Here is a 24,467-nt window from a genome sequence, read left to right on the forward strand (position 1 = left end):
TCGGGGGGGTATCTGCCTAGTACAACAGGCAATATTGGGGAATATATGTCAGTAGCGACGGGTGAGAATACGGGGACCATCGGCGGTGGCGGCCACCGTATGCTCCCAGTGGGCGGCAAAGGAACCATCGAGGGTAACGACCGTCCAGTCATCCTCCAAGACGGCGGAATCCTCTGTGCCCAAAGTTAGCATGGGTTCGATGGCCAGTACGGAACCTTCCTGAATCAGCGGGCCGCGTCCGGGCCGGCCTTCGTTAGCTAGGTAGGGATCCTCATGCATGGTGCGGCCAATTCCGTGTCCGCCGTAGCCATCGACGATAAAAAGCTCCACACCGAATTTGTCCTCGGCACGGCGGGTGGCTTGCTCTAAGGCATGGGAGACATCGGTAAGCAGATTGCCCGGAACCATAGCTTGCATGCCTTCCATAAGGACCCACTCGGTGGCCTTATTGAGGGCCTCGACATCTGGATCGAGCTTGCCCACGGCGAAGGACCATGCGCTATCGCCGACCCAGCCGTCGAGCGTGGCCCCACAATCAATGGAAACTAGGTCACCTTCGGCGAGGACGGTTTCCTGGTCTGGGATTCCGTGGACGATGACATCATTAACCGAAGCGCAAATGGAGCCCGGGAAGCCCTCGTAGCCCTTAAAAGTGGGATATGCCCCGGCATCGCGAATGGTCTGCTCGGCCACTGCATCTAGCTCGAGGGTAGATACGCCAGACGCCGCAGCAGCGCGGACTTCCTGCAGTGCCTTGCCGACGATCTCGCCGGCGGCCTGCATGGCGTCTAGCTCACCCGGGGTGCGGGCGGGGATGCGCTTACTGCGGCGTCGAAAAGCCATGCTTACTTACCCAGTGCTTCCATCGCACGGGCGTTGATTTCCTCCACGGTACCTTCGGCCTTGATGGGGATAATGGCATCGCCGTAGTGCTCAATAAGCGGGAAGGTTTCCTCACGGTACACGCCGAGACGGGTACGGATGGTTTCCTCGTTATCGTCGGCACGGCCGCGGGCCATCATGCGCTCGACAACTACGTCCTCAGATACTTCGAAGTTGAGCACGCCGTCGAGCTTTTCGCCCTTCTTGGACAGCAGCTCTTCCAGGATGTCTGCTTGCTCGGTAGTACGAGGGAAACCGTCCAGCAGGAAGCCATTCTTGGCATCGTCCTGGTTGAGGCGATCCTCGACCATACGAGCGGTGACGTCGGTAGGTACCAGCTTGCCTGCATCGATATAAGACTTTGCTTCCACACCCAGCGGAGTGCCCTCGCCAATATTGGCGCGGAAGAGGTCGCCGGTAGAGATATGCGGAACGTTCAGCTTCTCGCTGAGGATAGCTGCCTGGGTGCCCTTGCCGGCACCGGGAGGTCCTAGAAGTACAAGACGCATTACTTAAGTAGTCCTTCGTAGTTGGATTGCAGTAGCTGGGACTCGATCTGCTTGACCGTAGTCAAAGCGACAGAGACCATAATCAGGATGGCCGTACCGCCAAAGGCGGAGGTACCGCTGGCAGAAGCGCGGCCCACGCCGAGGTCCAAGAGGATATTCGGCAAAATGGCGATAACTGCCAGATACAGGGCGCCTACGCACAGCAGACGGTTCATCACATAACCAAGGTACTCCGCGGTCGGGCGGCCCGGGCGAATACCCGGGATGAAGCCGCCGTACTTCTTCATATTATCCGCCTGCTCCGCCGGATCGTACTGGACCGAGACATAGAAGTAAGCGAAGAAGATGGTCAGGACGAAGTACAGCACGATGTACTGCCAGGACGATGGCGCCTGCAGGTGTGCGATGACATTGCGTTGCCACCAGTTATCGGGGGTACCGGCGGAGCCAGAGTTCACAATTTGGGTAATGAGAACCGGCATGTAGATAAGGGAGGAGGCAAAGATGACCGGAATAACGCCGGCCTGGTTGACCTTCAGCGGCAGGTAGGTAGAGGAACCACCGTACTGGCGGCGACCGACCATACGCTTTGCGTACTGAACCGGAATGCGGCGCTGGCCCTGTTCGATGAAGGTAATGCCAACAACCAGGATGACCAAGCCGGCTACCACCATGGCGAAGACGAGTCCACCATTGTTCTGCAGGATGCTTACACCATCGGTTGGAAGGCGGGTTGCGATACCAGCGAAGATGAGCAGGGACATACCGTTACCGATGCCCTTTTCGGTGATAAGCTCGCCCATCCACATCACCAGCACGGCGCCCGACGTCATGGTGATTACCAAGACGATGAGGGTAAAGAAGTTACGGTCTTCTGCCAAGACCTGTACGCCCTGGCCCAGCAGCTGCTCGCGGTCTGCCAGTGCGACGATGCCGGAGGATTGTAGCAACGCCAACGCCAAGGTCAGGTAGCGAGTGTATTGGGTCATCTTGGCTTGACCGGACTGGCCTTCCTTCTTCAATTCCTCGAAGCGGGGAATGACCACGGTCAACAGCTGCACAATAATCGAGGCCGTAATGTACGGCATGATGCCGATGGCGAAGATCGACAGCTGCAGCAACGCGCCACCCGAGAAGAGGTTAATGACGGAGTAAAGGTCTCCGGACTGCTCGGTCAGCTGGCGCAAGCGGCCAGCAATTGACGCATAGTCAACACCCGGGGACGGGATCTGTGCGCCGACGCGGTACGCAATGACCATCACGATGGTGAAGATGATCTTCTTACGTAGGTCGGCATCCTTAAAAGCCTGGATAATGGCGGACACTACAAAATCCTCCTGGCCTACCGCTGCCGAACGCGAAATCTAGGGAGGGTTTCGCGCTCATACACGGAGGTGGAAACTCATCTGCCCCTAGGAAACCGCACCCCTTAAGCTGGACAGCTAAGGGGAATTTTAGGCTTCTTTCAGGGACGGTTGAACACTTATGACCCCACAACCCTACCAGCCTTGTCCCCCATAGCCACATTAATACCCAATAGTGTGACCATCATTGCTTGTTCTTTCGCACGTTTTGCCTACGGGGTCTACCATGAGGAGGTATTGCACACACGCAATTCTCCGAAAATATCTCCGACCTCACAGCCTTTCGCGCTTCGAGGCCGTTATTGGTGTGAACCAAATGTTTCGAAAGAAGTACTTATGAGCAAGAAATTCACCCCGATGACCGTTGCTGAGATCATCGACGTATTTGTCCCTAGCCCCAATCCCTTCCGCTGGGAAGCCTTCGACGGATCCGCGACCGGACCGGAGGATGCCCAGTACAAGGTGACTATTAACAGCCTTGAAGGCTTGTCTTTTATAGCCACCCATCCCGGCGATGTGGGATTCGCCCGCGCCTATGTCACCGACGGCATCACGGTACACGGCGATCACCCAGCCCACCCCTATGGCATCTTCGACGCCCTACATGCCATGTACGACAAGTTTGAAAAGCCGGATGCGAAGACACTGGCGCGCGTGGTGCGCTCGCTGGCGTCCATGGGCGCCTTCCAGATCCAGCCTGTTCCCGAGGTAGAGCGTGCCTCTTGGCTGCGCCGCAAGCTACACGACGGCCTATCCAAGCACTCGAAGCAGCGCGATGCTGATGTCATTTCTGATCACTACGACGTGGGCAATGACTTTTATGAGCTCTTCTTGGGCGATTCGATGACCTATACCTGCGCCTACTACCCTTCCCCAGACGCCACTTTGGAGGAAGCGCAGGAGAATAAGTACCGCCTCATCTTTGACAAGCTGCGCCTCCAGGAGGGCGACCGCCACTTGGACGTGGGCTGTGGCTGGGGCGGCATGGTGCGCTACGCGGCGCGCCGCGGCGTGAAGTCCATTGGCGTCACCCTATCCAAGGAACAGGCCGAGTGGGGCCAGCGCAAGATTGAGGAGGAAGGCCTCCAAGACTTGGCGGAAGTACGCTTCATGGATTACCGCGATATCACCGAAGAGGGCTTCGATGCTATCTCCGCCATCGGCATTATCGAGCACATCGGTGTAAAGAATTACGATGACTTCTTCAAGTTCCTCCATGGCAAGTTGAAGGTGGGCGGCCTGATGCTCAACCACAACATCACCTACCCGGATAACCACAAGACGCCCAAGGGCGGCTTCATTGACCGCTATATCTTCCCGGACGGCGAGCTCACCGGCTCCGGCAATGTCACCAAGGCGATGCAAGACAATGGCTTCGAAGTCATCCACACCGAGTCCCTCCGGTTTGATTACATGCGCACGCTGCATGACTGGTGCGAGAACCTGAAGGACAATTGGGACGAGGCCTGCGCAACCGTGGGCCTACCCACCGCTCGCCTCTACGGCATTTATATGGCCGGATCCGAATGGGGCTTTGAGCGCAATATCATCAACCTTTATCACTTCCTCGGCGTCAAGCTGGGCGAGGCCGGCTCCCGCGCCGGTGTGCCTGAGCGCCGCTGGTGGGAAGATAGCCGCTTTTAAGGAGGGGTGCCATGACTCTCATTGATAATCTGCGCGAACGCCTCGCCGCTGCCCAACCGCGACCGGTGGATGCCATGCCCATTGAGCCGGTGGGATGGACGGCGCACCAAGAGGGCGTCGACAAGCTGCTGGCGAGTTTCCGTGCTGTCCCGGCCGGAAAGCGCGTGCGCCTAGCCAAGAAGACCTCCAATCTCTTCCGTAGCCGCAGCGAGGCGCAGGAAGGCCTCGACGTATCCGGCCTTAGCGGCGTCATTGAGGTCGATCCAGTTGCCCGCACGGCCGATGTGCAGGGCATGTGCACCTATGAGGACCTCGTGGATGCCACCCTGGCCCATGGCCTCATGCCCTTCGTCGTACCGCAGCTTAAGACCATTACTTTGGGCGGTGCGGTTACTGGCATGGGCGTGGAATCCACGAGCTTTCGCAATGGCTTGCCGCACGAGTCCGTCCTCGAGATGGACGTGCTTACCGGCACGGGTGAGATCCTTACCTGCTCCCGCGAGCAGAATGTGGATCTCTTCCGTCTCTTCCCCAACTCCTATGGCTCGCTGGGCTATGCGGTGCGCCTGAAGATCGAGTTAGAGCCCGTGCCCGCCTATGTGGAATTGCGCGAGGAGCGTTTCCACACCGTGGAGGAGGCGAGCCGCGTGCTTGCCGACGTCGCCTCTTCCCACACGCACCGCGGCGAGCCCGTCCATGGCCTCGACGGCGTGGTCTTCTCCGAGGACGAGGCCTACCTCGTCTTCGCCCGCTTTACCGACGAGGAGGGCCCAACCTCCGATTACACGCGGGACAAGATTTACTACCGCAGCCTCCAGCACGCCTCTGACATCCGGCGCGACCGCCTGACCATCCGCGACTATATCTGGCGCTGGGATACCGACTGGTTCTGGTGCTCGCGCGCCTTTGGCGCGCAGAACCCGAAGGTGCGCAAGGTGTGGCCGCGCGAATTGCGCCGCAGTTCTTTTTATTGGAAATTGGTCCGGCTCGACCGCAAATACGAGCTGGAATATAACTTCATTAAAAAGCCCCACGGCAAGCCACGTGCTGAACGCGTGGTCCAAGATATCGAGGTCACTCCAGAAAACCTGCCGGAATTCCTCCATTGGTTCTTTAATGCTTCCGATATCCAGCCGGTGTGGCTCTGTCCAATCCGACTTCGCGATGGCGTGGAAGAGCTAGTAGGCACCGGCGACCTCGCCTCTAACTCGAGCGACCCCTGGCCGCTCTACCCGCTTCGCCCCGGGCAGACCTGGGTCAATGTTGGCTTTTGGTCCGGCGTAGAAGGCGACCACGTCGACCCTTCCGCCCCGAATAATGGCGCTTTCAACCGCGTCATTGAATCCAAGGTCAACGAGCTTGGCGGACACAAGTCCCTCTACTCCGAAGCCTTCTATTCCCGGGAAAAATTCGAAGAACTCTACGGTGGCAGCCTTCCCGCCACCATCAAAGCGGTTACCGATCCGGATGACCGCTTCCCTGGCCTGTACGAAAAAACCGTAGACGAGGCCTAGGCCTTCCCTCCCCCCCGCGCCTACCCTAGTTGGAAGAGCATAAAGGGTGGAACGCCCTCCCCGAGCGTTCCACCCTCTTTTATCGTCCCGAAGTCTTGGGACACTCGCGCTTTAGTAGGCCGCGGTGATGTTGTCGTAGCCGTTGATCTTCAGGGCGTCCATGACGCGCTGCACAGCTGCCTCATCCTTCTCCGGGTTATAGGTCTCCGGGAAGGTCAGGTGAGCAGAGTGGTCATCCTTAAACTCGATGTTCATGAACTCGTGGCCGGCCTCCTGGGTAGCTAGGGCCAGCTCACGCTGCACGGCCAGCTTACCGCTCTGCAGGTTGCCACCGTTGAACCCTGGATCGACCTCTTCGGCACCCTCTGCGTCACCGTTGATGACGTCTTCCTTGTCACCGGTGATACGGCCCTTCTCAGCGTGAGCGCCGGGCTGCTGGTCCTGAGCGTTCTGCTCGCCAACTTCGGCAGGCGCGGTCTGAGTGGTCTCAGCAGGATCCGGCTGGGAGAGCTGTTCCTGGGCGTCGACTGGGCCGGTAGAGCCGGCAAATGGCATGATGGCAGCGACTGCGGTTGCGAGCAGCGAAGAAATAGACGACATAAGAGTCTCCTTAACGGTAGATGATTTTCAACTAAGATTGACTTTAACACTCATGAATATATATCGCCATACCGGCAACCTTATTTATTAATAAAGGTTTCCTGTCAGCTATTTCCAGCACCAATTGTGTCCATAACCAAGGTACTGCGCTCTATACCGGCACCAGGGCGCTTACCAAACGAAATCATCCCCCTGCTCCGCTGGTGCGGAGAGGGGGACGAAAATCTACTTGAAAGAGATTACTTGGTGTTGGCAGATCCGCCAGCAGCCTCGATCTTCTCAACAGCAGACTTGGAGAACTTGTCAGCGGTGACGTTCAACTTAACGTTGATGTCGCCGTTGCCCAGAACCTTGACCGGCTTATTAGCGCGGACCAGGCCAGCAGCTGCGATATCAGCAACGGTGATGTCGCCGCCATCTGCGAACTTCTCAGCCAAGTCAGCAACGTTAACTACCTGGTACTCAACATGGTTCGGGTTCTTGAAGCCCTTCAACTTAGGCAGACGCATGTGGATCGGCATCTGGCCACCCTCGAAAGCAGCGGAAACCTGCTTACGAGCACCGGTACCCTTGGTACCGCGACCAGCGGTCTTACCCTTGGATGCCTCACCGCGGCCGACGCGGGTCTTAGGCTTGTTTGCTCCTGCGGTTGGGCGCAGGTCGTGCAGCTTGATGATATCAGCCATGGTTTACTCCCCTGCCACTTCTTCGACGGTGACCAGGTGGCGAACCTTGTGAACCATACCGCGAACGATCGGGGTGTCCTGCTTAACTACGGACTGACCGATGCGCTTGAGGCCAAGAGCCTCAATGTTCTTGCGATGGTTCGGCTTGGTGCCCACCAGGCCCTTTACCTGTGTAATCTTCAGAGCCATTGCTTATGCCTCCTGACCTGCGCGCTTGCGCAGCATACGGGCCGGGGTGACCTCTTCGATGGACTTGCCACGACGTGCGGCAACCTCTTCAGGGCGGACCAGCTGCTTGAGGCCGTCCACGGTAGCGCGGACGACGTTGAGTGCATTGTCGGAGCCCAGGGACTTCGACAGGATGTCCTGCACGCCAGCGCATTCAAGCACTGGACGAGCAGCACCACCGGCGATAACACCGGTACCAGGTGCGGCAGGCTTCATCATAACGATGCCAGCTGCGTCGCGACCCTCAACCGGGTGGGTGATGGTGCCGGCAATCATCGGAACGCGGAAGAAGTTCTTGCGAGCCTCTTCAGCACCCTTCTGGATTGCGGCCGGGACTTCCTTGGCCTTGCCGTAGCCAACGCCAACCTGACCCTGGCCGTCACCAACGACGACGAGAGCGGTGAAGGACATGTTGCGGCCACCCTTAACGGTCTTGGAGACGCGGTTGATGGTCACAACGCGCTCGATGTACTTATCGCGCTCGTTGTCCTGGTGGTTACGACGATCGTTGCGGCGGCCGTTGCCACCGCGGTTGTTCTTGTTGTTCTCGGCGGAGCGTCCGCCGTCACGCTGTTCACGGTCCGACATTAGGCGTTCCTTCCGTTGATGTTTCCGTTGACGATGATCATTAGAACTTCAGACCACCTTCACGTGCGGCGTCAGCCAGCGCAGCGACGCGGCCGTGGTACTTGTAGCCTGCGCGGTCAAATACGACGTGCTCGATGCCAGCGGCCCTTGCGCGCTCGGCAACCAGCTCGCCTACCTTGGCAGCCTTGGCCTTCTTATCGCCCTCGAGTGCACGAACGTCCGCCTCCATGGAGGATGCGGAGACCAGGGTGTGGCCTGCCAGGTCATCGATGACCTGGACGTGCATGTGACGTGAGGAGCGGTGAAGAACCAGGCGCGGTGCCTCAGGGGTGCCGCGCAGGGTCTTACGGATACGGAAGTGACGGCGTGCGCGTGCTTCGCGACGACGGGAGGAGATGTCCTTGCCGACTGGAGTGCGCTTGGTGTTTTCAGTGTTTGCCATTGCTTACTTACCCGTCTTTCCGACCTTGCGACGGATCTGCTCGCCTTCGTAGCGAATACCCTTGCCCTTATAAGGATCGTCCTTACGCAGACGACGGATATTAGCGGCGATCTGTCCGACTAGTTGCTTGTCAATACCGGTAATGGACAGCTTGGTTGCGCCGTCCACTGCGAAGGTAATTCCCTCCGGAGCCTCGATGAGGATCGGGTGGGAGTAGCCCAGGCTGAATTCCAGGTCCTTGCCCTTCTGCTGGACACGGTAGCCGACACCGAAGATTTCCATCTTGATGGTGTAGCCCTCGGTCACGCCGATAACGGCGTTGTTCAGCAGGGAGCGGGACAGACCGTGCAGAGCACGGTGCTTGCGGTGGTCATCAGGGCGGGAGACGGACAGTACGCCGTCTTCCAGGTTGATGGCGATTGGCTCTGGAACGTTAACGCTCTGGGTGCCCTTTGGGCCCTTCACCTCAACGTCTTGGCCGTTGATCTTGATTTCGACGCCGTTTGGTACGGCGATTGGTGCTAGACCGACTCGAGACATGTGTCAAACCTCCCTTTACCAGACGTAGGCGAGAACTTCTCCGCCTACGCCCTTCTCCTCAGCCTGACGGTCGGTCAGCACGCCGTGGGACGTGGAAATAATAGCCACGCCCAGGCCGCCCAAGACCTGTGGCAGTTCGGTGGACTTTGCGTACACACGCAGACCCGGCTTAGACACGCGACGCAGGCCAGACAGGGAGCGCTCGCGGTTGTTGTACTTCAGCTCGAGGGACAGGGTGTGGCCCTCGACGGTGTAGTCAGCGATGTAGCCTTCCTGCTTCAAGATGTCGGCAATATTTGCCTTCAGCTTGGAGGTAGGCATCGACACGGTGTCATGGTGCGCATTACTTGCGTTGCGCACGCGCGACAGCATGTCGGCAATAGGATCAGTCATAGTCATATGAGTGACCGTGTACCTTTCTCGTTGCGGTTCCCGTGCTCACCAAAGCGTTCTCCGTGTGATTTCGGGCTACTCACGCTCCCCACGGTCAGTACCGTGAGGCGCTCGCCACCCTTTAATTCAGACAACGGTCCGCTATCTACGGCGAGGGGCCTACAACAAAGTTGAAATGAAATTCTTGAATTGCGGGTACTCATCCCCATGTGAGCTGCATAAACAGCGTGCGGGCACGAGTCCGAGCATTTACATTACACGTCGACCTGGCCTTTTCCAAAATTCTCCCTGCTTATCGGCAAGCTTGCCGGCATGACCCCAAACGTTACAGTTTCTCGTGCCAATCCCGTCGCTAACCGCTTCGACAACCCACGCATCGGCCACCGCGTCACCGCGCCTGCAGGCGTGGGCGGCGTATACCACGCGATGGAGAAGGCAATCCCGAACCACGGCCTCGTGCCGCTGCTGAAAATGAACCAGCATGGAGGCGTTGACTGCCCCGGCTGCGCCTGGCCGGAGCCGGGGCAGGGCGACATCAACTTCGTCGAGTTCTGTGAGAACGGCGCCAAGGCCATCGCCCAGGAGACCACGTCCAAGCGCGTGTCCCGCGAGTTCTTCGCCAACACCACCGTCCGGCAGGTGCGCGAGATGCCGGACTAGGAGCTCAACCAGCTCGGCCGTCTCACCGAGCCCATGCTCTGCGACCGCTCGCTCGGCGACGAGAAGTACCACCCCGTCTCCTGGGACGAGGCCTACGACCTCATCGCGGAGCAGCTCAAGGCCACGGACCCAAACCGCGCCATCTTCTATACCTCCGGCACGGCCGTCAACGAGTCCGCCTTCATCTTCGGTGTGCTGGGCCGCCGCCACGGCTCCAATAACCTGCCGGACTGCGCGAACCTCTGTCACGACTCCACGGGTGTCGCGCTCGCCAAGACCGTGGGCGTGGGCAAGGGCTCCATCGTCATGCAAGACATATACAACACGGAACACATCATCTCCGTGGGCCAGAACCCGGGTATCAACCACCCGCGCTCGCTGACCGCCTTTAAGAAGCAGAAGGAAAACGGCGGCAGGTTCATCATTATCAATCCCATGCCGGAGACTGGTTTAATGAAGTTCAAGGAGCCGCAGTCCGTCAAGGGCGCCCTCGGCGTGGCCGACAAGATTAGCGACGAGTACGTCCAGGTTCGCCTCGACGGCGACCGCGCGCTGTTCCAGCAGATCAACCGCGAGGTCATTCGCCGCGACTTGCTCGACCGCAAGTTCTTGGAGGAGTTCTGTTCCAACGTCGACGAGACCATCGCGCACCTTAATTCGCTTGACGATGCCGCCCTTTCCCGCGGATCCGGAGTCTCCCAGGCCGAGGTCAAGAACATCGTCGACTACGTGGAGAAGTCCGAGACGGTTGTTCTCGCGTGGACGCTGGGCGTGTCCCAGCACCGCAACGCGGTGGCCACCATCCAGGAAATGATGAACTTCCTGCTGCTCACCGGCAACTACGGCAAGCCCGGCGCGGGCTCCGGCCCGTTCAGTGGCCACTCCAATGTCCAGGGTGACCGCACGATGGGCATCTCGTAGAAGATGCCGGAGTGGTTCCTGGCCAACATGGAAGAAAAATTTGGCTTCGACGTTCCGCGCGAGCACGGCGTTTCTTCCACTGGCGCGGGTATCCAGCTGCGCGAAAAGAACGTCGATTTCTTCCTGTCACTGGGCGGAAACTACATCCGCGCGATGTCGGACACGACGGCGCTTGAAGACGGCATTTCTGCCACCTAGCAGTCGGCCCACATGCTCACCAAGCTCAACCGCACGTGTGCGTGGCTGGGTGAGAAGTCGCTTATCCTGCCGGTGCGCTCCCGCACCGATGTCGACATTCAGGCCTCGGGCCCGCAGAAGGTCTCTGTCGAGGCATCGGACTCCAAGGTTTCCGCGTCCTTCCCGAAGCGCCGCGGAAACCGCGACCTGAATCTCCACTCCCAAATGCAGATCATCTGCGGCATCGGCGAGCGTGCATTCGGCGACGCCTTCTAGCGCCCGATGATGGACAACTACGATGTCATCCGTGATCACATCGCGAACGTCATCCCTGGTTTTGAGAACTACAACGAGCACCTCAAACGCCCCAGCGGCTTCATGCTCCCGCACGCGGCCCGCGAACGCATCTTCAACACCTCGGACGGCAAGGCCCAGCTGACCATCAATGCCACCGACACCATCGAGCTGGGCGACCAGCTGCTGCTGACCACGGTGCGCAGCCACGACCAGTACAACACCATCTCCTATGGCCTGGTTGACCGCTACCGCGGTGTGCGCGGTGGACGCCGTGTCATCTTCATCCGCAAGAAGGACCTGGCCGAGCGCGGGCTCAAGGACGGCGACATCGTCGACGTTGTCTCCGAGTACGCCTCGGGCCGCCGCGTCGCGCCGAACTTCCGCCTGGTCGAGTACGACATCGCCAAGGATTACGTGGGCGGCTACTTCCCTGAGCTCAACATCCTCGTGCCTGTGGAAGAGATGACTAAGGACTCCGAGACTCCCGTTTCCAAGTCCCTCATTGTCCGTCTGGAACCGACCGGCAAGAACGCGAACGACTTCTAAGTCGCCGCACCCCCGTTAGTCCCGTCGCGAGCGGGACTTTCGCGGTTGTAGGCAGGGCCGCGACTACAGTTGAGTTCATGACTGAAGACAAAGACCCCATCCAGACCGCGCACGAGTGGCTTGAAGAGGTCGCAACGACGCTGGATCTCGATCCGCACGACGCCACGGCGCTGGTGCGCGAGCTGCTCGATCTCACCAAGGACGTCGCGCACAATCGCTCCCGCCCGGCCGCCCCGCTCACCGCCTTCGTGGTCGGTCTGGCCAGCAAAGACGTCGAGGAAGCCCGCGCCAACATCGCCAAGCTCAAGGAAGCCGTGCAGTAGTGGCGGGCCGCACCACCTCCAAGTTCGCGGTCACCAAGGTCCGCCTCAACGAGGAGCGCACGCAGGTCACCCAGGTCGATACCCGCGCCGATACCGTCGCTGGCGAGGAGCCGCTCGAAATCCGCGTCGATGGCCAGACTCTCACCACGACCATGCGCACCCCGGGCCACGACGTTGAGCTCGCCCATGGATTCCTCCATTCCGAGGGCCACATCCAGGCCGCCCGCGACATCGAGTCCGCCAAGTACTGCGAGGGCACCACCCGCGACGGTGTCAACACCTACAACCTCCTCGACATTGAGATGCGCGACGACAACGTCATCTCGCTCAAAGAGCTGCGCCTAACACTCACCAACTCCGCGTGCGGCGTGTGCGGTACCTCGTCCATCGAGGAGCTAGCCAAGAAGACCCGTTACCCCATCCCCCACGTGCCGGTCGACCCGCTCGTTATCGCCCAGCTGCCGGATAGGCTGCGCGAGGGCCAGAAGCAGTTCCGCAAGACCGGCGGCATCCACGCCGCTGGCGCCTTCACGCTGGGTGGCGAGCCCATCGTCATCCGAGAAGACGTCGGCCGCCACAACGCCGCGGACAAGGTCATCGGCCACCTGCTCATGGAGGGCTTGCTTCCGGCCAGCGATCTCATCCTCGTGATGAGCTCGCGCGCCAGCTTCGAGCTCGTGCAGAAGGCTGCGATGGCGGGCTTCTGCCAGCTCGTGGCGGTATCGGCAGCCTCCTCGCTCGCCGTCGACACTGCCCGCAAAACCGGCATGGCACTCGTCGGTTTCGCACGCGGCGACCGCTTCAACCTTTACTCGGGAGACCTGAAATGAGCCTTATCGATTTCCTTGTCAACGTCGAGCTGGACACCCCGCGCCCCGACTACCGCGCGCTGCTCATCGCCGCACGCAACGTCACTTCCCCGGTTGCCGAAACCCCCGCCGCCCCGTCAGCATTCCAGCCCCATGTCGCCGCGTGGCGCACGGCGTGGCAGAACGCCGGGCTCGATCCCGCACTTTTTGATCTGGGCGCCCAGCCTTCCGATGCCCCCGTAGTTGCCCTCGGCAACGCCGTCGCCCGCCGTTTCGAGCTGCCTGTCACGGCGTTCGCCCTCGATGGCTTCGCGGGCCTAGTGCGCATCGAGGTAGGCACCGCTACGGTGCGCGATGCCGCGGGTAGTGCCGCGCGGCGCTTCCGGCCCGAGCACCGAGTCCAGCCCACGCCGGAGACCACCAGCGTGCTCTATATCCTCGAGGCCTTGGATCCGCTCACGGACGACGATCTGCGCCTGGCGGCAGATGACATCCTCGACGCCCTGCGCGCGGCGAACCCTGATGTCGAGGTCGCCCAGCGCATCCTGCGCCCCGAATAACTCCGCGCGCCGAGTAAGCGCTAGTGTGCAGCGCGCACGTCGAGGAAGCCGCGCAGCAGCGCATTGCGGCGGCGGGTGCCGGACTCGAAGGTCTCGGCGTAGTTGCCGTAGGGACATCGACTTGCGCGTACACCTCGTCGAGATGCGACATGTCGGGCACTCCGGCGACAGGCTCGGTCTCCCAGGCTCCCGCGATATGTTCGATAGTCGACTTGATGCCCTCGGGGCCGCCGCCCAAACGGTTGGACTCGAACGGGCCTGTGGCCGCGTAGCGCAGCCCCAGCGAGTTGCGCAAAATCGTGTCGAGGTCCTTCGCGTCAATGACCCCCTGTTGCACGAGTGAAATCGCCTCCCACATGTCGACCTTTTGAATGCGGTTGCCCACGAATCCGGGGATTTCCTTCTTCATCGCGCTGGGCTCGAAGCCGAGCTCTCGGTAGACCTCCAGCGCGCGTTCGACCGTCTCCGGCGCGGTCTCCGGTCCCGGCACGACTTCGAGAACCGGCATGAGTGCCGGCGGGGTGAACGGGTGACCGATGACGATCCGCTCGGCTGCGGGATTGTCTGCCGCGCTCTTGGAAGGAAGGATGGCTGAGGTCGAGCTGGCGAGGATGGCGGCATCGGTAAGTCCCGCCAGCCGTGCGAAGATCTTGTGCTTGAACTCCAGCGACTCCAGCCCTGCTTCCTGGACGAAATCGACGCTGTCCGTGAGATCCTCCAGGTTTGTCGAGAACCGAACCTTGTCCCCGAACTCCTGCGCCACCGCGTCCGCGAGTTCTGCGCGCACGTCTGTCATGCGCACCTGCCACCCCGCGCCGACGAAGCGCTGGGCAAACGAGAAACCGATCAGGCCGCCACCTACAAGCAATGCTGTCTTCATGTTTTTAGCCTGGGCCTTCTGGCTCGCGGCCACACGGTTTGTTGTATGGCCACCGCCACACAAAAGGTCTACAAGAATTGATTTAACCCGCCTCGGCCTTGTCCGAAGTGAAAGACGCTTTTCCACATCCCACCCTCGCCACGTCCTGCGCCCGCAACCAACCCATAGAAATGCACCGCACGCCCATTCCTTCTACTCGCCCCTGTGCCGCTCCTGCTATGCCCGAGACCTCAGCCGTCGCCCCCGCGCACTGCGCATCAGACCAGTGCTTTCGCACCCTTCCCCGAGCCGGTGCAGCAAATACATCCCGCCGTGACCACGGATCACCGCAGCGTGCCCGCGCGCAGCACCACTTTCCATTAAACACTTTTACCGTAGCCTACTCTATGTTAGGGTATCCTAACATGCACAAAATTCGTCACGAGAGACCGGCCCCTTTCGTCGATTCCTTCGTAAGAGCCGATCCGACTGCATTAAACACAATCATCCACCACAGCCAGCACACCCTCACGCAGTATCTCGCCGAGGGCGACGCGCCACGCTCCGGTCGCAACGCCCATGAGACAGCAGCGGCCGTCACACGCGTTGACCTCGAGCACCCAATTGGTACATTCGACGCCGCGTTGGCTGAGCTTTGCGAACTCTGGCTCGACCACGCCGTGTGGTACCACCACCCGCGCTACATCGCCCACCTCAACTGTCCGATCACCGCCACCGCCGTGGGCGCGGATCTGCTCGCCACCACAGTTAACACCGCGGTCGAAAGCTGGGATCAGGCCTCGAGCGCCGCCGCAATCGAAGGCCACCTCCTCGAGTTCTTCGCGCGCAAGCTGCGCTGGCCGGAAGACCCGCATTCCCGCACCCGCGGGGTCTTTACCTCCGGTGGTACGCAATCCAATCTGCAGGCGCTCTACATTGCGCGCGAAAAGGCGCTGGGCGCCCAAGGCGTGCAGGGACTTTCCCAGTTGCGCCTCTACACCAGCAGCCACGCCCACTACTCCGTGTTGCGCGCCGCCCACCTCCTTGGGCTCGCGGACACCGCCGTCATCACTATCGAATCGGATGCCGAACACCGACTCGACGCGGCTGATCTCGCCCGGCGCATCGCGGCCGACGTGGCGGACGGCTACACGCCGATGGCCGTCGTGGCCACCGCTGGGGCAACCGACCGCGGCACCATCGATCCGCTAGAGAGCATCGCCAAGGTCTGCCGCCACGCAGGGGTGCACTTGCATGTCGACGCCGCGTACGGGGGCATCCTGCTGCTCTCACCCACGCAACGGCACCGTTTGCGCGGCATGGACGCGGCCGATAGCGTCACCGTCGACTTCCACAAGGGCTACTTCCAGCCGGTGGCCTGCAGCGCGATTCTTTTGCGCGATCCCGCCGACTGCGCCCTCGTGTCGTGGCACGCGGACTACCTCAACCCCGAAGACGCCACCGACCACAATCTCGCAGACTTCTCGCTCCAAACCACGCGTCGCTTCGACGCGCTCAAGCTCTGGATGACGCTGCGCACCCACGGCGCCGACGCCCTCGGGGAGGCCTTCGACGCCTGCTGCGCCGCGGCCCGCGATGCCGCCCGGCGCGTCGACGCCCATCCACGCTTTGCACTGCGCGCCACACCGGAGCTTTCCACAGTGCTGTTTACGCCTGCCGATGCCCCCGCCAGCCTCGTCCACATCGTCCGCCAGCGCTTGCTCGAGCGGGGCGACGTGATTGTCGCGACCACCACCTTCGAGGGCGCGCCGTGCTGGAAGTTCACCATTCTCGATCCGCAGCTGCGTGGCACAGATATCGACGCGATCCTCGGGCTCATCGAGCGCGAGATGGACGCCGTCGACCAAGCCAACGCTCAACCGAGCCCCAGCGCTCTCGCGATACAACCCGCGCGCTAGACCACGACCCACAGAAACTTAAAACAGGAGTTTGTAATGTCTTCTTCCACCACCGCCCGCACTACCGCCGCCGCTGATGCCGAATCTAGCATTAAGCCCTATGACCTGGTGGGCATCGGGATCGGGCCGTTCAACCTGGGCCTGGCGGCGCTGAGCCAGCCGCTGGTTGACGGCGGCGCGCTGCGCGCGGCGTTCTTCGATTCGCGCGCGGAATTTTGCTGGCACCCCGGGATGATGATTCCTGGGACGACGATCCAGGTTCCGTTCATGGCCGATCTGGTCACCCTCGCCGACCCCACGAGCCCGTACAGTTTCCTCAACTACTGCAAGCAGCAAGGGCGCATCCACCAGTTCTACATCAAGGAGGATTTCAACCCGCTGCGCGAGGAATACTCCGATTACTGCACCTGGGTCTCCCAGCAGCTGAGCACGCTCGAGTGGAACTCCACGGTGACGTCGGTGCGCCGCGTCGACGATCTGTGGGAGGTCACCGTCAACGGGCCACGGGACACCTGCACGGTGCTCAGCCGCAACGTCGTGGTCGGAGTGGGCACCATACCGTTTATTCCCGCCGAGCTGCGGGCTGCGCCGGAAGCCGGGCTCGCCGTACACTCGGCGGACTATCTTGAGCACAAGGAGGAGTTGCTCGCCCAGGAGTCCGTCACCATCATCGGGTCGGGGCAGTCCGCGGCCGAGATTTACGCCAATCTCATGGAACCTGCCGCGTACCAAGGCACGCGGCTGGACTGGGTCACCCGCTCGGGGCGCTTCTTCCCCATGGAATACACCAAGCTCACCCTCGAGATGACTAGCCCCGAGTACGCGCAGTTCTTCCGCAGCCTGGACGCCGCGACGCGCGACCGGCTCAACCGCGAGCAGCGCAATCTTTACAAGGGAATCTCCGGCCAGCTCGTCAATCACATCTACGACACCTACTACCGGTTGTCCATCACGAAGGGCCTGCCGCGCCCATTCGCCTCGACGCTCCTAGCCGGCTGGAGCGCGGCGCTATGCGACGCAGACGCGTCCGCCCCGTTCCAGCTGACGTTGACCCACGGCGAGACCGGCGAAACCCGCACGCACGCGACAAACGCGCTGGTGCTCGCCACCGGCTACAAGGCCCCGCTCTTCCCCAGCTTCCTGGAGACCGCACGCGAAGAAGTCCAGTTCGACACGGCCGGGCGCCTGGCCATCGATCCCGAGTTCGCCATCGACGCCGCCCAGTCGCTCTTCGTCCAAAACGCCGAGGAACACCTTCATTCGCTCATCGCGCCGGATCTCGGGATGGGACCGTGGAGGAACTCCATTATTCTCAAGGCCATCACCGGCCGCGAGTACTATCCCATCGAGCGTTCCGTCGCCTTCCAGACCTTCGGGGGTCAGTAATGCTCAATACCGAACGTGACGAAATCTTCACTCCCCACGGCACGGTGCGCCTTCGCCCGCTCACCCCCGGCGACACCGAGCTCGTTCACGGGTGGCTCACCGATCCTCACTGCGCGTTCTGGGGCATGCAACAGGCCAGCGTCAACGACGTCGCCGTCGAATACGACCGGCTCCGCGCCTCCCCGCACGAAGAAGCCTGGATCCTCGAGCTGCGCCCGTACCCTGCCGCCCCGCGCAGACCGATGGGCATCGTCGAGGACTACGACCCGCGCCGCGTGGTTCTGGACTCGGTGTTGGCCGGGGCTGCTAGCTCGGAGGCTGCTGGTGTCAGGGAGTTGACGCTGGAAGAGCCAATACGCGGACTGCACTTCCTCGTCGCCCCGCCGGCCGGTGCCCACGTTTCTGGGCTAACCAGCAGCCTTTTCGCCGCGGTCATCCGCTGGCTCATCGACTGCCGGGGTTTCCGCGAACTCCTCGTGGAGCCCGACGTAGCCAATGGCGCAATTCACCGCAAGAACGCCGAGGCCGGCTTCCTTGATGTGCCGGGACTTAACGAGGTCCGCCTGCTTCAAGGCGGGCACACGAAGACGGCACGGGTGCAGCGTTGTACTGCCTCAGACTTCTATTCCTCAGCGGCTGCCGCGCGCGCCTCGCTGTCGCCGGTGGCGAATGCGCTGTGCGCGGCCGAGACCGCTGAGCGCCAGCTCATCGCCAAGGCCATCCGCGAATTTAGCCATGAAAGACTGCTGACGCCGAGCTTTCACCCGGACTCAGAACGATGGTCGGTCCACTTGGGGCCGCGGGAGCTGAGCTTTTCGGCCCACCAGTACGGGCTGGAGCATCTCGAAGTCGTCCCCGAAAGCATCGAAGCTGCCGATGCCGCCCCGCTGCACCTGGCCGAGCTCATCGCCGGGGCCGCAGAACAGCTGGGCATAGAAACGGGGTTCCTGCACACCTACATCGAAGAAATTCAGGCGACCCTCGCCGGCCGTGCCCGCGCCCTCGCGACTCGCCCCGCCGCGCAAAGCTTGCGCGCACCGCAGCTCGCCGCCAGCGCCCAGGAGCGCGCGAATGCCCAGGCGGACTATCTCGTCTCCGCTGAGTCAGCAATGTATGAGGGGCACCCCGGGTTCCTCGCGAATTCGGGGCGCGGCGGGATGAGCCTTACCGAGCTACGCGCCTACGCGCCGGAGGCGGGAGCCGACGTACACATCGTGTGGCTCGCCGCCAAGCGGGAGCACTGCGTGGTGGCGGCATCAGAAGACGTCGCGGACCTAGCCGGGTTCTTCGCCGAACAGCTCGGAGACCTCGAGCCGCGCTATGAGCAGGCGCTCGCAGAATTGGGCTGCGACCCGGATGACTATGTGCCGCTGCCGCTGCACCCGTGGCAGTGGGACAACTGCATCTCCACGATCTTTTTCGCCCAGCTCATTTCCCGGGATCTGGTGTACATCGGCACCAGCAGCGACCTATTTCGCCCCCAGCAGTCGCTGCGGACGTTCTTCAACCACTCGCGCCCGGCGCTGCCCTATGTCAAGACTGCCGTGGGCATTCGCAACATGGGGTTCGTCCGCGGGCTCTCGCCGGCGTATATGGAAACCACGCCCGCCATCAACGATTGGTTAGCCCAACAGCTCAATGTCGATCCGGAATTCCGGGCCTGCAACGTGCGTCTGCTCAAAGAAATCGTCGCCGTAGGCTACCGCGGCGACACCTACCACCGCCACCCGCTGCCCGCGGACTCAACAAGCGGGCGAGAGAAAATGCTCTCCGCGCTGTGGCGCGACTCGCCCGTGCCGCAGCTATCCGCCACGAGCGTGGCCGTGACCCTGGCGGGCTGCCTCTACGTCGACCCGGCAGGAGAGTCACTCGCCGCCGAGTGGATCGCGCAATCGAGTCTACCGCCGCAAGAATGGCTGCGTCAGCTGCTCGACGTGTACCTTGTCCCAGTCCTCCACGCGCTCGCCCAGTACGGAATCGTGTTCATGCCGCACAGCGAGAATGTCATCCTCGAGCTCGACAACGGCGCGCCCGTCGGCGCGTTTTTCAAGGACCTGGGGGAAGAGGCCGCGGTCGTTGACGCCCGCGTGGACATGCCTGCGGGACTAGAGCGCCTGCAGGTCGATCACGGCGACTTCACCGGTGCCCAGCGCGCGCTATCTATCCACACCGACGTCCTCGACGGCGTGCTGCGCCACCTCGCCGCGCTCTTCGACCGGGAGGGATTGCTCACTGAGACCGAATTTTGGCTCACCTGCCGTGAAGTCGTACTGGATTACGAACGCCGCTTCCCCGGCACGCTGGAGAAACTTCCGGTGCTCGCGCCGCAGTTCAAGCACTCGTGCCTCAACCGCTTGCAGTTACGCAACCCGTTATCGATGGTGAACTTGGGCGACCAGGAGTCCTCGCTCATCTACGCCGGGGACATGGACAACCCGTTGCATTCTCCAGAATCGACGGCGCGATAAGTAAAGGCCAACCCCGCTCGTGCGGGGTTGGCCTTCTCGCGTACTACGCCGCAGCTTAGTCGCGATACGCTTCCGGGCCAGAGTTAAGCCAGGCGTACACGCCACCAATTAGGAAGCCACCACCGATGAGGTTTCCTACCCACACGATGGACCAATTGGCCAACACCACCCAAAGGGTAAAACCTTCCGGTAGCGGGCTGGCGCAGAAGAAGGTCAGGGTCATCAGGCAGAAATTGGCGATGACGTGCTCGAGGCCCAAGCCCACGAAGCAGGCGATGATCGGCACGATGACGAAGAACTTGGAGGCAATGTCTTTGGCAAAGATAGCGCCGATAATCGCCATGTTGACCACGAAGTTGGCCAGTATGGCCTCCACGAACATGCCGCCTGGTCCTTTGAGGAGCTTGCCCATCGCGAGGTCGACGATAAGGTGATTTGGGTCGATGCCGCCGAGCTTGGCGGACATACCCATGGCTGCGGCGAAAAGCACGGCGCCAACTAGGTTGAATAGCGTGGTGACTGCGAGGAGCCACAGCGCCTTTCCCCAGCCCACCTGCTTCTTCACGGCGCCGTAGACCATGTACATCATGTTGCCGGTGGCTAGGTCCGCGCCCAGAATGACGATGGCAAAAAGGCCCAAACCGAACAGGCAGGCAAAGACCAGAGAACCGAGGCCTTCCACATGCTTCTCGACGCCCATACCCATCACCGCAGCAAATGCCGTACCGATCGCCAGGTACACGCCGGCCAAAGTAGAACGGACAGCAAAGCGGGAGAAAGATTGCTCTAGGAGCGTGACCTTCTTCGTCACGGCTGCTGCGGCAGCATCATTCAAGGACATCAAGTACCTCGTACGGTTCAGATTTCAGAGACCTTTGTATCGTACTCCGCCGCACGCACCGCAGGTGAATCCCTGATCTTCAGCAACCAATTGCAATCACTTTTCACTTAAGAAAAACTGGCGGGAATGACACCCTTCCTGTCTGTCCAGCACCTCAGCTACGGCTACTCCGCCCGCACTAAGGTTGTTCGCGATATATCCTTCGACCTCGCCCCAGGGCTCACCGTCCTTCTCGGCGCAAATGGCGCGGGAAAAGCACGCTCATGCAGCTCATCGCCGGTGAGCTACGCCCGCCAACAGGAACCATCTTCGTGGGCGGTGAAGACGTCCGCCGTTCCGACTCGTGGCGGCAACGTGTCGGCTGGGTTCCGCAACGCAGTGTGTTTGATCCGGCGCAACGCGCAGTGGATTTCGTAGCAGACGTTGGCTGGCTGCGCGGACTAGACCGCGCGACAGCACGCCAGCACGCGGTAAATGCCTTGCGGATAATTGGCTTGGAGGACCACAGCACTACCCGCCTGCGCGCGATGTCCGGTGGAATGCAGCGCCGCGCCATGGTCGCGGCGGGCCATTGTCCACGAGCCAGATGTACTGCTTCTCGACGAACCCACCGCAGGTCTCGACCCACACCAACGATCCTCACTCATCCGCGCACTGCGTGACATGGCCTCGAACGGCACCACTGTCCTCATGTCTACGCACGTCGCGGCTGATATGGACTCCGCCGATCGCACGCTCATTCTTCATCGTAGGTGCATCGCAGTCGATTCTTCTGTTGCAGATTTCATCGAAAGGTACGGCTCCGTAGAACAAGGATTCTGCGCCGTCACCGAACAAGCTACCGACGGGGCACGGGGAGGGGCTGCTTTGTGAGACACGTTCGCTTCATTCCTGTTGTACTCTTCACCGCACTGCTGAGTTTTGCCTCTGCGCGGGGCAGTAACGTCGCCGGTTCCTGGCCAGAGGCCACCGCAATCTGCGCGGTTGTCGCCGCGGCTACGGGCGTACTTCTCGAAAGTATTGCTGCATGGGACGCAGGAAGCCAGGACGCCACGTTTCTACGCTCCACATCCACCTCGCGCGCCCGCACAGCAGTACTTCTCGTCGGCCTGGCGCTGGCATGGGGACTGGCCAGCATTCTTATCGACTTCATGATCCTGGCAGGGTTTGTCTATACCGCACCCGTGGGCAGCTCGCCATGGTTCCTCGTCATCATTAGCAGCCTTGTGTGGGTTGTGTTGTGTGCGGTTCTCGGTGCGGGTTTGGGTGTCTTTGTCCGGCGCCGGCTTCTCGCCGCGTTACTCGCAGCACTGCTCACGCTAGCTTTGTGCGTGGTATCGGCGTGTGCGGATTCCACGCCGGCTTCCCTACGCTTTCTTTTCTTCCCCGGCAATGGGTACGAGCTGATAGCACGGCAGCGACGGGTGGCTTCGGTCGCAATTTCTGCCGTCATGGTAGCGGCCTTAAGCGCCTGTGTCCTTGCCGCACTGACACGCCACCACCCTGCCCCGCGTTACACCGCGCTGACTCTCCTCGCCATCATCACCATCGCCGCTGTTGGCTCCGCCGCAGTGGGGCCCCAAGGTACGCGGGCACGGGACACCACGGAGGCGTCGGCAAGCTGCACCCGGGATGCGAACAAACAGCGATACTGCAGTTGGCCAGAAGATCACGAACTCGTCGTAGCCGCAGACGCGCACTGGCAGGAATTCACGCAGATGCTTGTCGACGCCGGCCTTCCTCCCCTCACCGGCACATACGGTCAACCCGGCTCCGATCACGGCACGGAGTTGTCCCACACAGTGGCCAGCCCAGCGGCCCTGTACACGCGGGTTTATGAGGCTCAAGCTGCGGCGCTGCGCGCTCAGCGCCCCCTGCGAAGAAACTTCTGCCTCTCGCAACGCACACCAGGTACTTTCGGACTGGGCCACGTATGCGTTCAGAGCGGAGGACGACAGGTTTACTACCCTCAGCGCACAAAGTTCAACTACTCCTGCGCGCGCCTGGATTGAAAACGAGCTTTCTCACCGTTCGCCCGCAGAGCAAGCCGTGGCTCTGGCTCCCTTTATTCACACCATGCAGACGTGCAGCTCCGAGCTACCACCGCTGGGGGTTGCACAATGAGTCCCTACCTGAGACTTCGCCGTTGGCCGGAGTTCTTTTTAATCCTCAGCCTTGGCGTGGTAGCGCAGTTCCTGGATAACTTGGCCGTTCCACAGCTCTTCGGAGCGCCACTGAACCGTCCCGTATTCGTTTTCAATCTGCTGCCACTGCTCGTCGCAGGCTCCATACTGGCGTTGCTGAATAGTTCATGGGATGAGAAATACGAGGCCACGAGCACGGCCCGTTCGCTACGCAAGGAGAAAACTGCCTTGTTGGGTGCAGCTACCGCAGCGTGGACCGCTGTGTTCGGATTCGGATTATTCATTGGGGTAGTACCTATTCATTCAGCATCCACGATCCTTTTCTGTCTCGCTGCGGTTGGCGTCGCATTAACGCTGCGTAGCGCACTGGACTCGAAGGCATCTGCGGGAATTGCGCTCCCCCTGTCGTTGCTGGCGCTCCTTTTTCCCTGGTGCTTGGGCGAAACCACGCCGTTGGGCAATTCCCTCGGCCAAAGTATGTCTCCCATCATTGCCATCGTGTGCGCCACTATCTTCCTTGTAGGCGCGGCTGCGTGGCTTCACCGACGGCACTAAAACCAAAAAATTCCCCCGGCCTCCTTTCGGAGTGCCGGGGGAATGCCTCAAGCGCTATTTACTTGAACGGGAAGCCGAGCTCGCGCAGGAGCTTGCGGCCCTCGTCGTCGTTAGTAGCGGTGGTAACGACGGTGATGTCCATACCACGAGGGCGGTCGATCTTGTCGATGTCGATCTCGTAGAACATGGACTGCTCGGACAGGCCGAAGGTGTAGTTGCCGTGGCCGTCGAACTGCTGATCAGACAGACCGCGGAAGTCACGAATACGTGGCAGCGCGATGGTCAGCAGGCGGTCTAGGAACTCCCACATGCGGTCGCCGCGCAGGGTAACGCGTGCGCCAATGGGCATGCCCTCACGAAGCTTGAAGTTCGCGATGGACTTCTTAGCGCGACGCAGCTGCGGCTTCTGACCGGTAATAGCGGTCAGATCCTCGAGTGCGCCGTTGATGACCTTGGAGTCACGTGCGGCTTCGCCAACACCCATGTTGACGACAACCTTGGTGACACCAGGGATCTGCATGACGTTGTCGTACTTGAACTCGTCATTCAGGGTCTTGCGGATTTCCTCGCGGTAGCGAGTCTTCAGACGCGGGGTGTAGTTCTCGCTCATTT

Annotated in this window: 24 protein-coding genes and 3 pseudogenes; 14 read left to right on the top strand and 13 right to left on the bottom strand. The window is 61.1% G+C overall.

What is annotated here, in order from left to right; translation table 11 throughout:
• Nucleotides 1-48: 48 nt before the first annotated feature.
• Genes map through secY form a run of 3 tightly spaced genes read right to left on the bottom strand, consistent with a single transcriptional unit; the run spans nucleotide 49 to nucleotide 2,716 of the window.
• The gene (gene map / locus WMP97_RS04500; RefSeq protein WP_023020593.1) at nucleotides 49-843 is read right to left on the bottom strand and encodes a type I methionyl aminopeptidase; all 795 of its coding nucleotides are present in this window, start codon (nucleotides 841-843) and stop codon (nucleotides 49-51) included.
• Between the two features lie 2 nt (nucleotides 844-845).
• Nucleotides 846-1,391 (bottom strand): adenylate kinase, encoded by a 546-nt coding sequence (locus WMP97_RS04505; RefSeq protein ID WP_023020592.1) that lies wholly within the window; start codon nucleotides 1,389-1,391, stop codon nucleotides 846-848.
• Entirely contained in the window at nucleotides 1,391-2,716 is a 1,326-nt protein-coding gene (secY, locus tag WMP97_RS04510) for a preprotein translocase subunit SecY (protein WP_023020591.1), read from the bottom strand. The genes WMP97_RS04505 and secY overlap by 1 nt, the downstream gene beginning before the upstream one ends.
• Nucleotides 2,717-3,091: 375 nt before the next feature.
• Between secY and WMP97_RS04515 the strand changes: the two genes are divergently transcribed.
• Both WMP97_RS04515 and WMP97_RS04520 read left to right on the top strand, forming a co-directional pair.
• Nucleotides 3,092-4,399, top strand: coding sequence for a class I SAM-dependent methyltransferase (locus WMP97_RS04515; RefSeq protein ID WP_023027810.1), 1,308 nt, complete (start codon nucleotides 3,092-3,094; stop codon nucleotides 4,397-4,399).
• Between the two features lie 11 nt (nucleotides 4,400-4,410).
• The gene (locus WMP97_RS04520; protein ID WP_023020589.1) at nucleotides 4,411-5,913 is read left to right on the top strand and encodes an FAD-binding oxidoreductase; all 1,503 of its coding nucleotides are present in this window, start codon (nucleotides 4,411-4,413) and stop codon (nucleotides 5,911-5,913) included.
• Nucleotides 5,914-6,024: 111 nt separating this feature from the next.
• Here WMP97_RS04520 and WMP97_RS04525 read toward each other — a convergent pair whose 3' ends face one another.
• The 7 genes from WMP97_RS04525 to rpsH all read right to left on the bottom strand — a co-directional run bounded on the left by WMP97_RS04525 (nucleotide 6,025) and on the right by rpsH (nucleotide 9,396).
• Entirely contained in the window at nucleotides 6,025-6,513 is a 489-nt protein-coding gene (locus WMP97_RS04525) for a hypothetical protein (RefSeq protein WP_023020588.1), read from the bottom strand.
• A 239-nt stretch (nucleotides 6,514-6,752) separates the two neighbouring features.
• On the bottom strand, nucleotides 6,753-7,199 hold the full coding sequence (gene rplO / locus WMP97_RS04530; RefSeq protein ID WP_005322777.1) for a 50S ribosomal protein L15: 447 nt from the start codon (nucleotides 7,197-7,199) through the stop codon (nucleotides 6,753-6,755).
• 3 nt (nucleotides 7,200-7,202) lie between these two features.
• Nucleotides 7,203-7,388 carry a 50S ribosomal protein L30 gene (rpmD, locus tag WMP97_RS04535; protein ID WP_023020587.1) on the bottom strand — a complete coding sequence of 62 codons (186 nt, stop codon included), beginning with the start codon at nucleotides 7,386-7,388 and terminating at the stop codon, nucleotides 7,203-7,205.
• A 3-nt stretch (nucleotides 7,389-7,391) separates the two neighbouring features.
• Nucleotides 7,392-8,015, bottom strand: coding sequence for a 30S ribosomal protein S5 (gene rpsE / locus WMP97_RS04540; protein WP_023020586.1), 624 nt, complete (start codon nucleotides 8,013-8,015; stop codon nucleotides 7,392-7,394).
• Nucleotides 8,016-8,055: 40 nt separating this feature from the next.
• Nucleotides 8,056-8,457: a 50S ribosomal protein L18 gene (gene rplR / locus WMP97_RS04545; protein WP_340439912.1), complete on the bottom strand. Its 402-nt coding sequence runs from the start codon at nucleotides 8,455-8,457 to the stop codon at nucleotides 8,056-8,058.
• 3 nt (nucleotides 8,458-8,460) lie between these two features.
• Nucleotides 8,461-8,997, bottom strand: a complete 537-nt coding sequence (rplF, locus tag WMP97_RS04550; protein WP_023020585.1) for a 50S ribosomal protein L6 — start codon at nucleotides 8,995-8,997, stop codon at nucleotides 8,461-8,463.
• A 15-nt stretch (nucleotides 8,998-9,012) separates the two neighbouring features.
• Nucleotides 9,013-9,396 carry a 30S ribosomal protein S8 gene (gene rpsH / locus WMP97_RS04555; RefSeq protein ID WP_005322799.1) on the bottom strand — a complete coding sequence of 128 codons (384 nt, stop codon included), beginning with the start codon at nucleotides 9,394-9,396 and terminating at the stop codon, nucleotides 9,013-9,015.
• Between the two features lie 306 nt (nucleotides 9,397-9,702).
• On the opposite strand from rpsH, the pseudogene WMP97_RS04560 reads away from it, so the two are divergent.
• The 4 genes and pseudogenes from WMP97_RS04560 to WMP97_RS04575 all read left to right on the top strand — a co-directional run bounded on the left by WMP97_RS04560 (nucleotide 9,703) and on the right by WMP97_RS04575 (nucleotide 13,683).
• Nucleotides 9,703-11,991, top strand: a pseudogene (locus tag WMP97_RS04560) (FdhF/YdeP family oxidoreductase).
• 77 nt (nucleotides 11,992-12,068) lie between these two features.
• On the top strand, nucleotides 12,069-12,314 hold the full coding sequence (locus tag WMP97_RS04565; RefSeq protein WP_023020579.1) for a DUF6457 domain-containing protein: 246 nt from the start codon (nucleotides 12,069-12,071) through the stop codon (nucleotides 12,312-12,314).
• Entirely contained in the window at nucleotides 12,314-13,144 is an 831-nt protein-coding gene (fdhD, locus tag WMP97_RS04570) for a formate dehydrogenase accessory sulfurtransferase FdhD (protein WP_023020578.1), read from the top strand. The genes WMP97_RS04565 and fdhD overlap by 1 nt, the downstream gene beginning before the upstream one ends.
• Nucleotides 13,141-13,683: a hypothetical protein gene (locus tag WMP97_RS04575; protein WP_023020577.1), complete on the top strand. Its 543-nt coding sequence runs from the start codon at nucleotides 13,141-13,143 to the stop codon at nucleotides 13,681-13,683. The genes fdhD and WMP97_RS04575 overlap by 4 nt, the downstream gene beginning before the upstream one ends.
• Here the strand turns inward: WMP97_RS04575 and WMP97_RS04580 are convergent.
• Nucleotides 13,580-14,563, bottom strand: a complete 984-nt coding sequence (locus WMP97_RS04580; RefSeq protein WP_023020576.1) for a 3-hydroxyacyl-CoA dehydrogenase NAD-binding domain-containing protein — start codon at nucleotides 14,561-14,563, stop codon at nucleotides 13,580-13,582. The genes WMP97_RS04575 and WMP97_RS04580 overlap by 104 nt on opposite strands.
• Nucleotides 14,564-14,967: 404 nt before the next feature.
• On the opposite strand from WMP97_RS04580, the gene WMP97_RS04585 reads away from it, so the two are divergent.
• The 3 genes from WMP97_RS04585 to WMP97_RS04595 are packed head-to-tail and all read left to right on the top strand — an operon-like array spanning nucleotide 14,968 to nucleotide 20,315.
• Nucleotides 14,968-16,461 carry a pyridoxal phosphate-dependent decarboxylase family protein gene (locus WMP97_RS04585; protein ID WP_023020575.1) on the top strand — a complete coding sequence of 498 codons (1,494 nt, stop codon included), beginning with the start codon at nucleotides 14,968-14,970 and terminating at the stop codon, nucleotides 16,459-16,461.
• Nucleotides 16,462-16,497: 36 nt separating this feature from the next.
• Nucleotides 16,498-17,847 carry a lysine N(6)-hydroxylase/L-ornithine N(5)-oxygenase family protein gene (locus WMP97_RS04590; RefSeq protein WP_023020574.1) on the top strand — a complete coding sequence of 450 codons (1,350 nt, stop codon included), beginning with the start codon at nucleotides 16,498-16,500 and terminating at the stop codon, nucleotides 17,845-17,847.
• Nucleotides 17,847-20,315 carry a GNAT family N-acetyltransferase gene (locus tag WMP97_RS04595; RefSeq protein ID WP_301716787.1) on the top strand — a complete coding sequence of 823 codons (2,469 nt, stop codon included), beginning with the start codon at nucleotides 17,847-17,849 and terminating at the stop codon, nucleotides 20,313-20,315. Before WMP97_RS04590 ends, WMP97_RS04595 begins: the two co-directional genes overlap by 1 nt.
• Before the next feature lie 55 nt (nucleotides 20,316-20,370).
• Here WMP97_RS04595 and WMP97_RS04600 read toward each other — a convergent pair whose 3' ends face one another.
• Nucleotides 20,371-21,156 carry a formate/nitrite transporter family protein gene (locus WMP97_RS04600; protein WP_023020572.1) on the bottom strand — a complete coding sequence of 262 codons (786 nt, stop codon included), beginning with the start codon at nucleotides 21,154-21,156 and terminating at the stop codon, nucleotides 20,371-20,373.
• Between the two features lie 197 nt (nucleotides 21,157-21,353).
• Between WMP97_RS04600 and WMP97_RS04605 the strand changes: the two are divergent.
• The 5 genes and pseudogenes from WMP97_RS04605 to WMP97_RS04620 all read left to right on the top strand — a co-directional run.
• Nucleotides 21,354-21,710 (top strand): annotated as a pseudogene (locus WMP97_RS04605) (ATP-binding cassette domain-containing protein); the annotation flags it as partial.
• Nucleotides 21,691-21,801 (top strand): annotated as a pseudogene (locus tag WMP97_RS11825) (hypothetical protein); the annotation flags it as partial. The pseudogenes WMP97_RS04605 and WMP97_RS11825, both read left to right, overlap by 20 nt.
• A gap of 45 nt (nucleotides 21,802-21,846) precedes the next feature.
• A complete protein-coding gene (locus WMP97_RS04610; protein WP_198010455.1) occupies nucleotides 21,847-22,029 on the top strand; it encodes a hypothetical protein in 183 nt (60 codons plus the stop codon).
• On the top strand, nucleotides 22,026-23,168 hold the full coding sequence (locus WMP97_RS04615; RefSeq protein WP_340439913.1) for a hypothetical protein: 1,143 nt from the start codon (nucleotides 22,026-22,028) through the stop codon (nucleotides 23,166-23,168). The genes WMP97_RS04610 and WMP97_RS04615 overlap by 4 nt, the downstream gene beginning before the upstream one ends.
• A 108-nt stretch (nucleotides 23,169-23,276) precedes the next feature.
• On the top strand, nucleotides 23,277-23,855 hold the full coding sequence (locus WMP97_RS04620; RefSeq protein WP_023020567.1) for a hypothetical protein: 579 nt from the start codon (nucleotides 23,277-23,279) through the stop codon (nucleotides 23,853-23,855).
• Nucleotides 23,856-23,913: 58 nt separating this feature from the next.
• Here WMP97_RS04620 and rplE read toward each other — a convergent pair whose 3' ends face one another.
• Nucleotides 23,914-24,465 (bottom strand): 50S ribosomal protein L5, encoded by a 552-nt coding sequence (rplE, locus tag WMP97_RS04625; protein ID WP_023020566.1) that lies wholly within the window; start codon nucleotides 24,463-24,465, stop codon nucleotides 23,914-23,916.
• Between the last annotated feature and the right edge of the window lie 2 nt (nucleotides 24,466-24,467).

Source organism: Corynebacterium sp. KPL4072, assembly GCF_037908395.1.
Taxonomy (GTDB): domain Bacteria; phylum Actinomycetota; class Actinomycetes; order Mycobacteriales; family Mycobacteriaceae; genus Corynebacterium; species Corynebacterium kefirresidentii.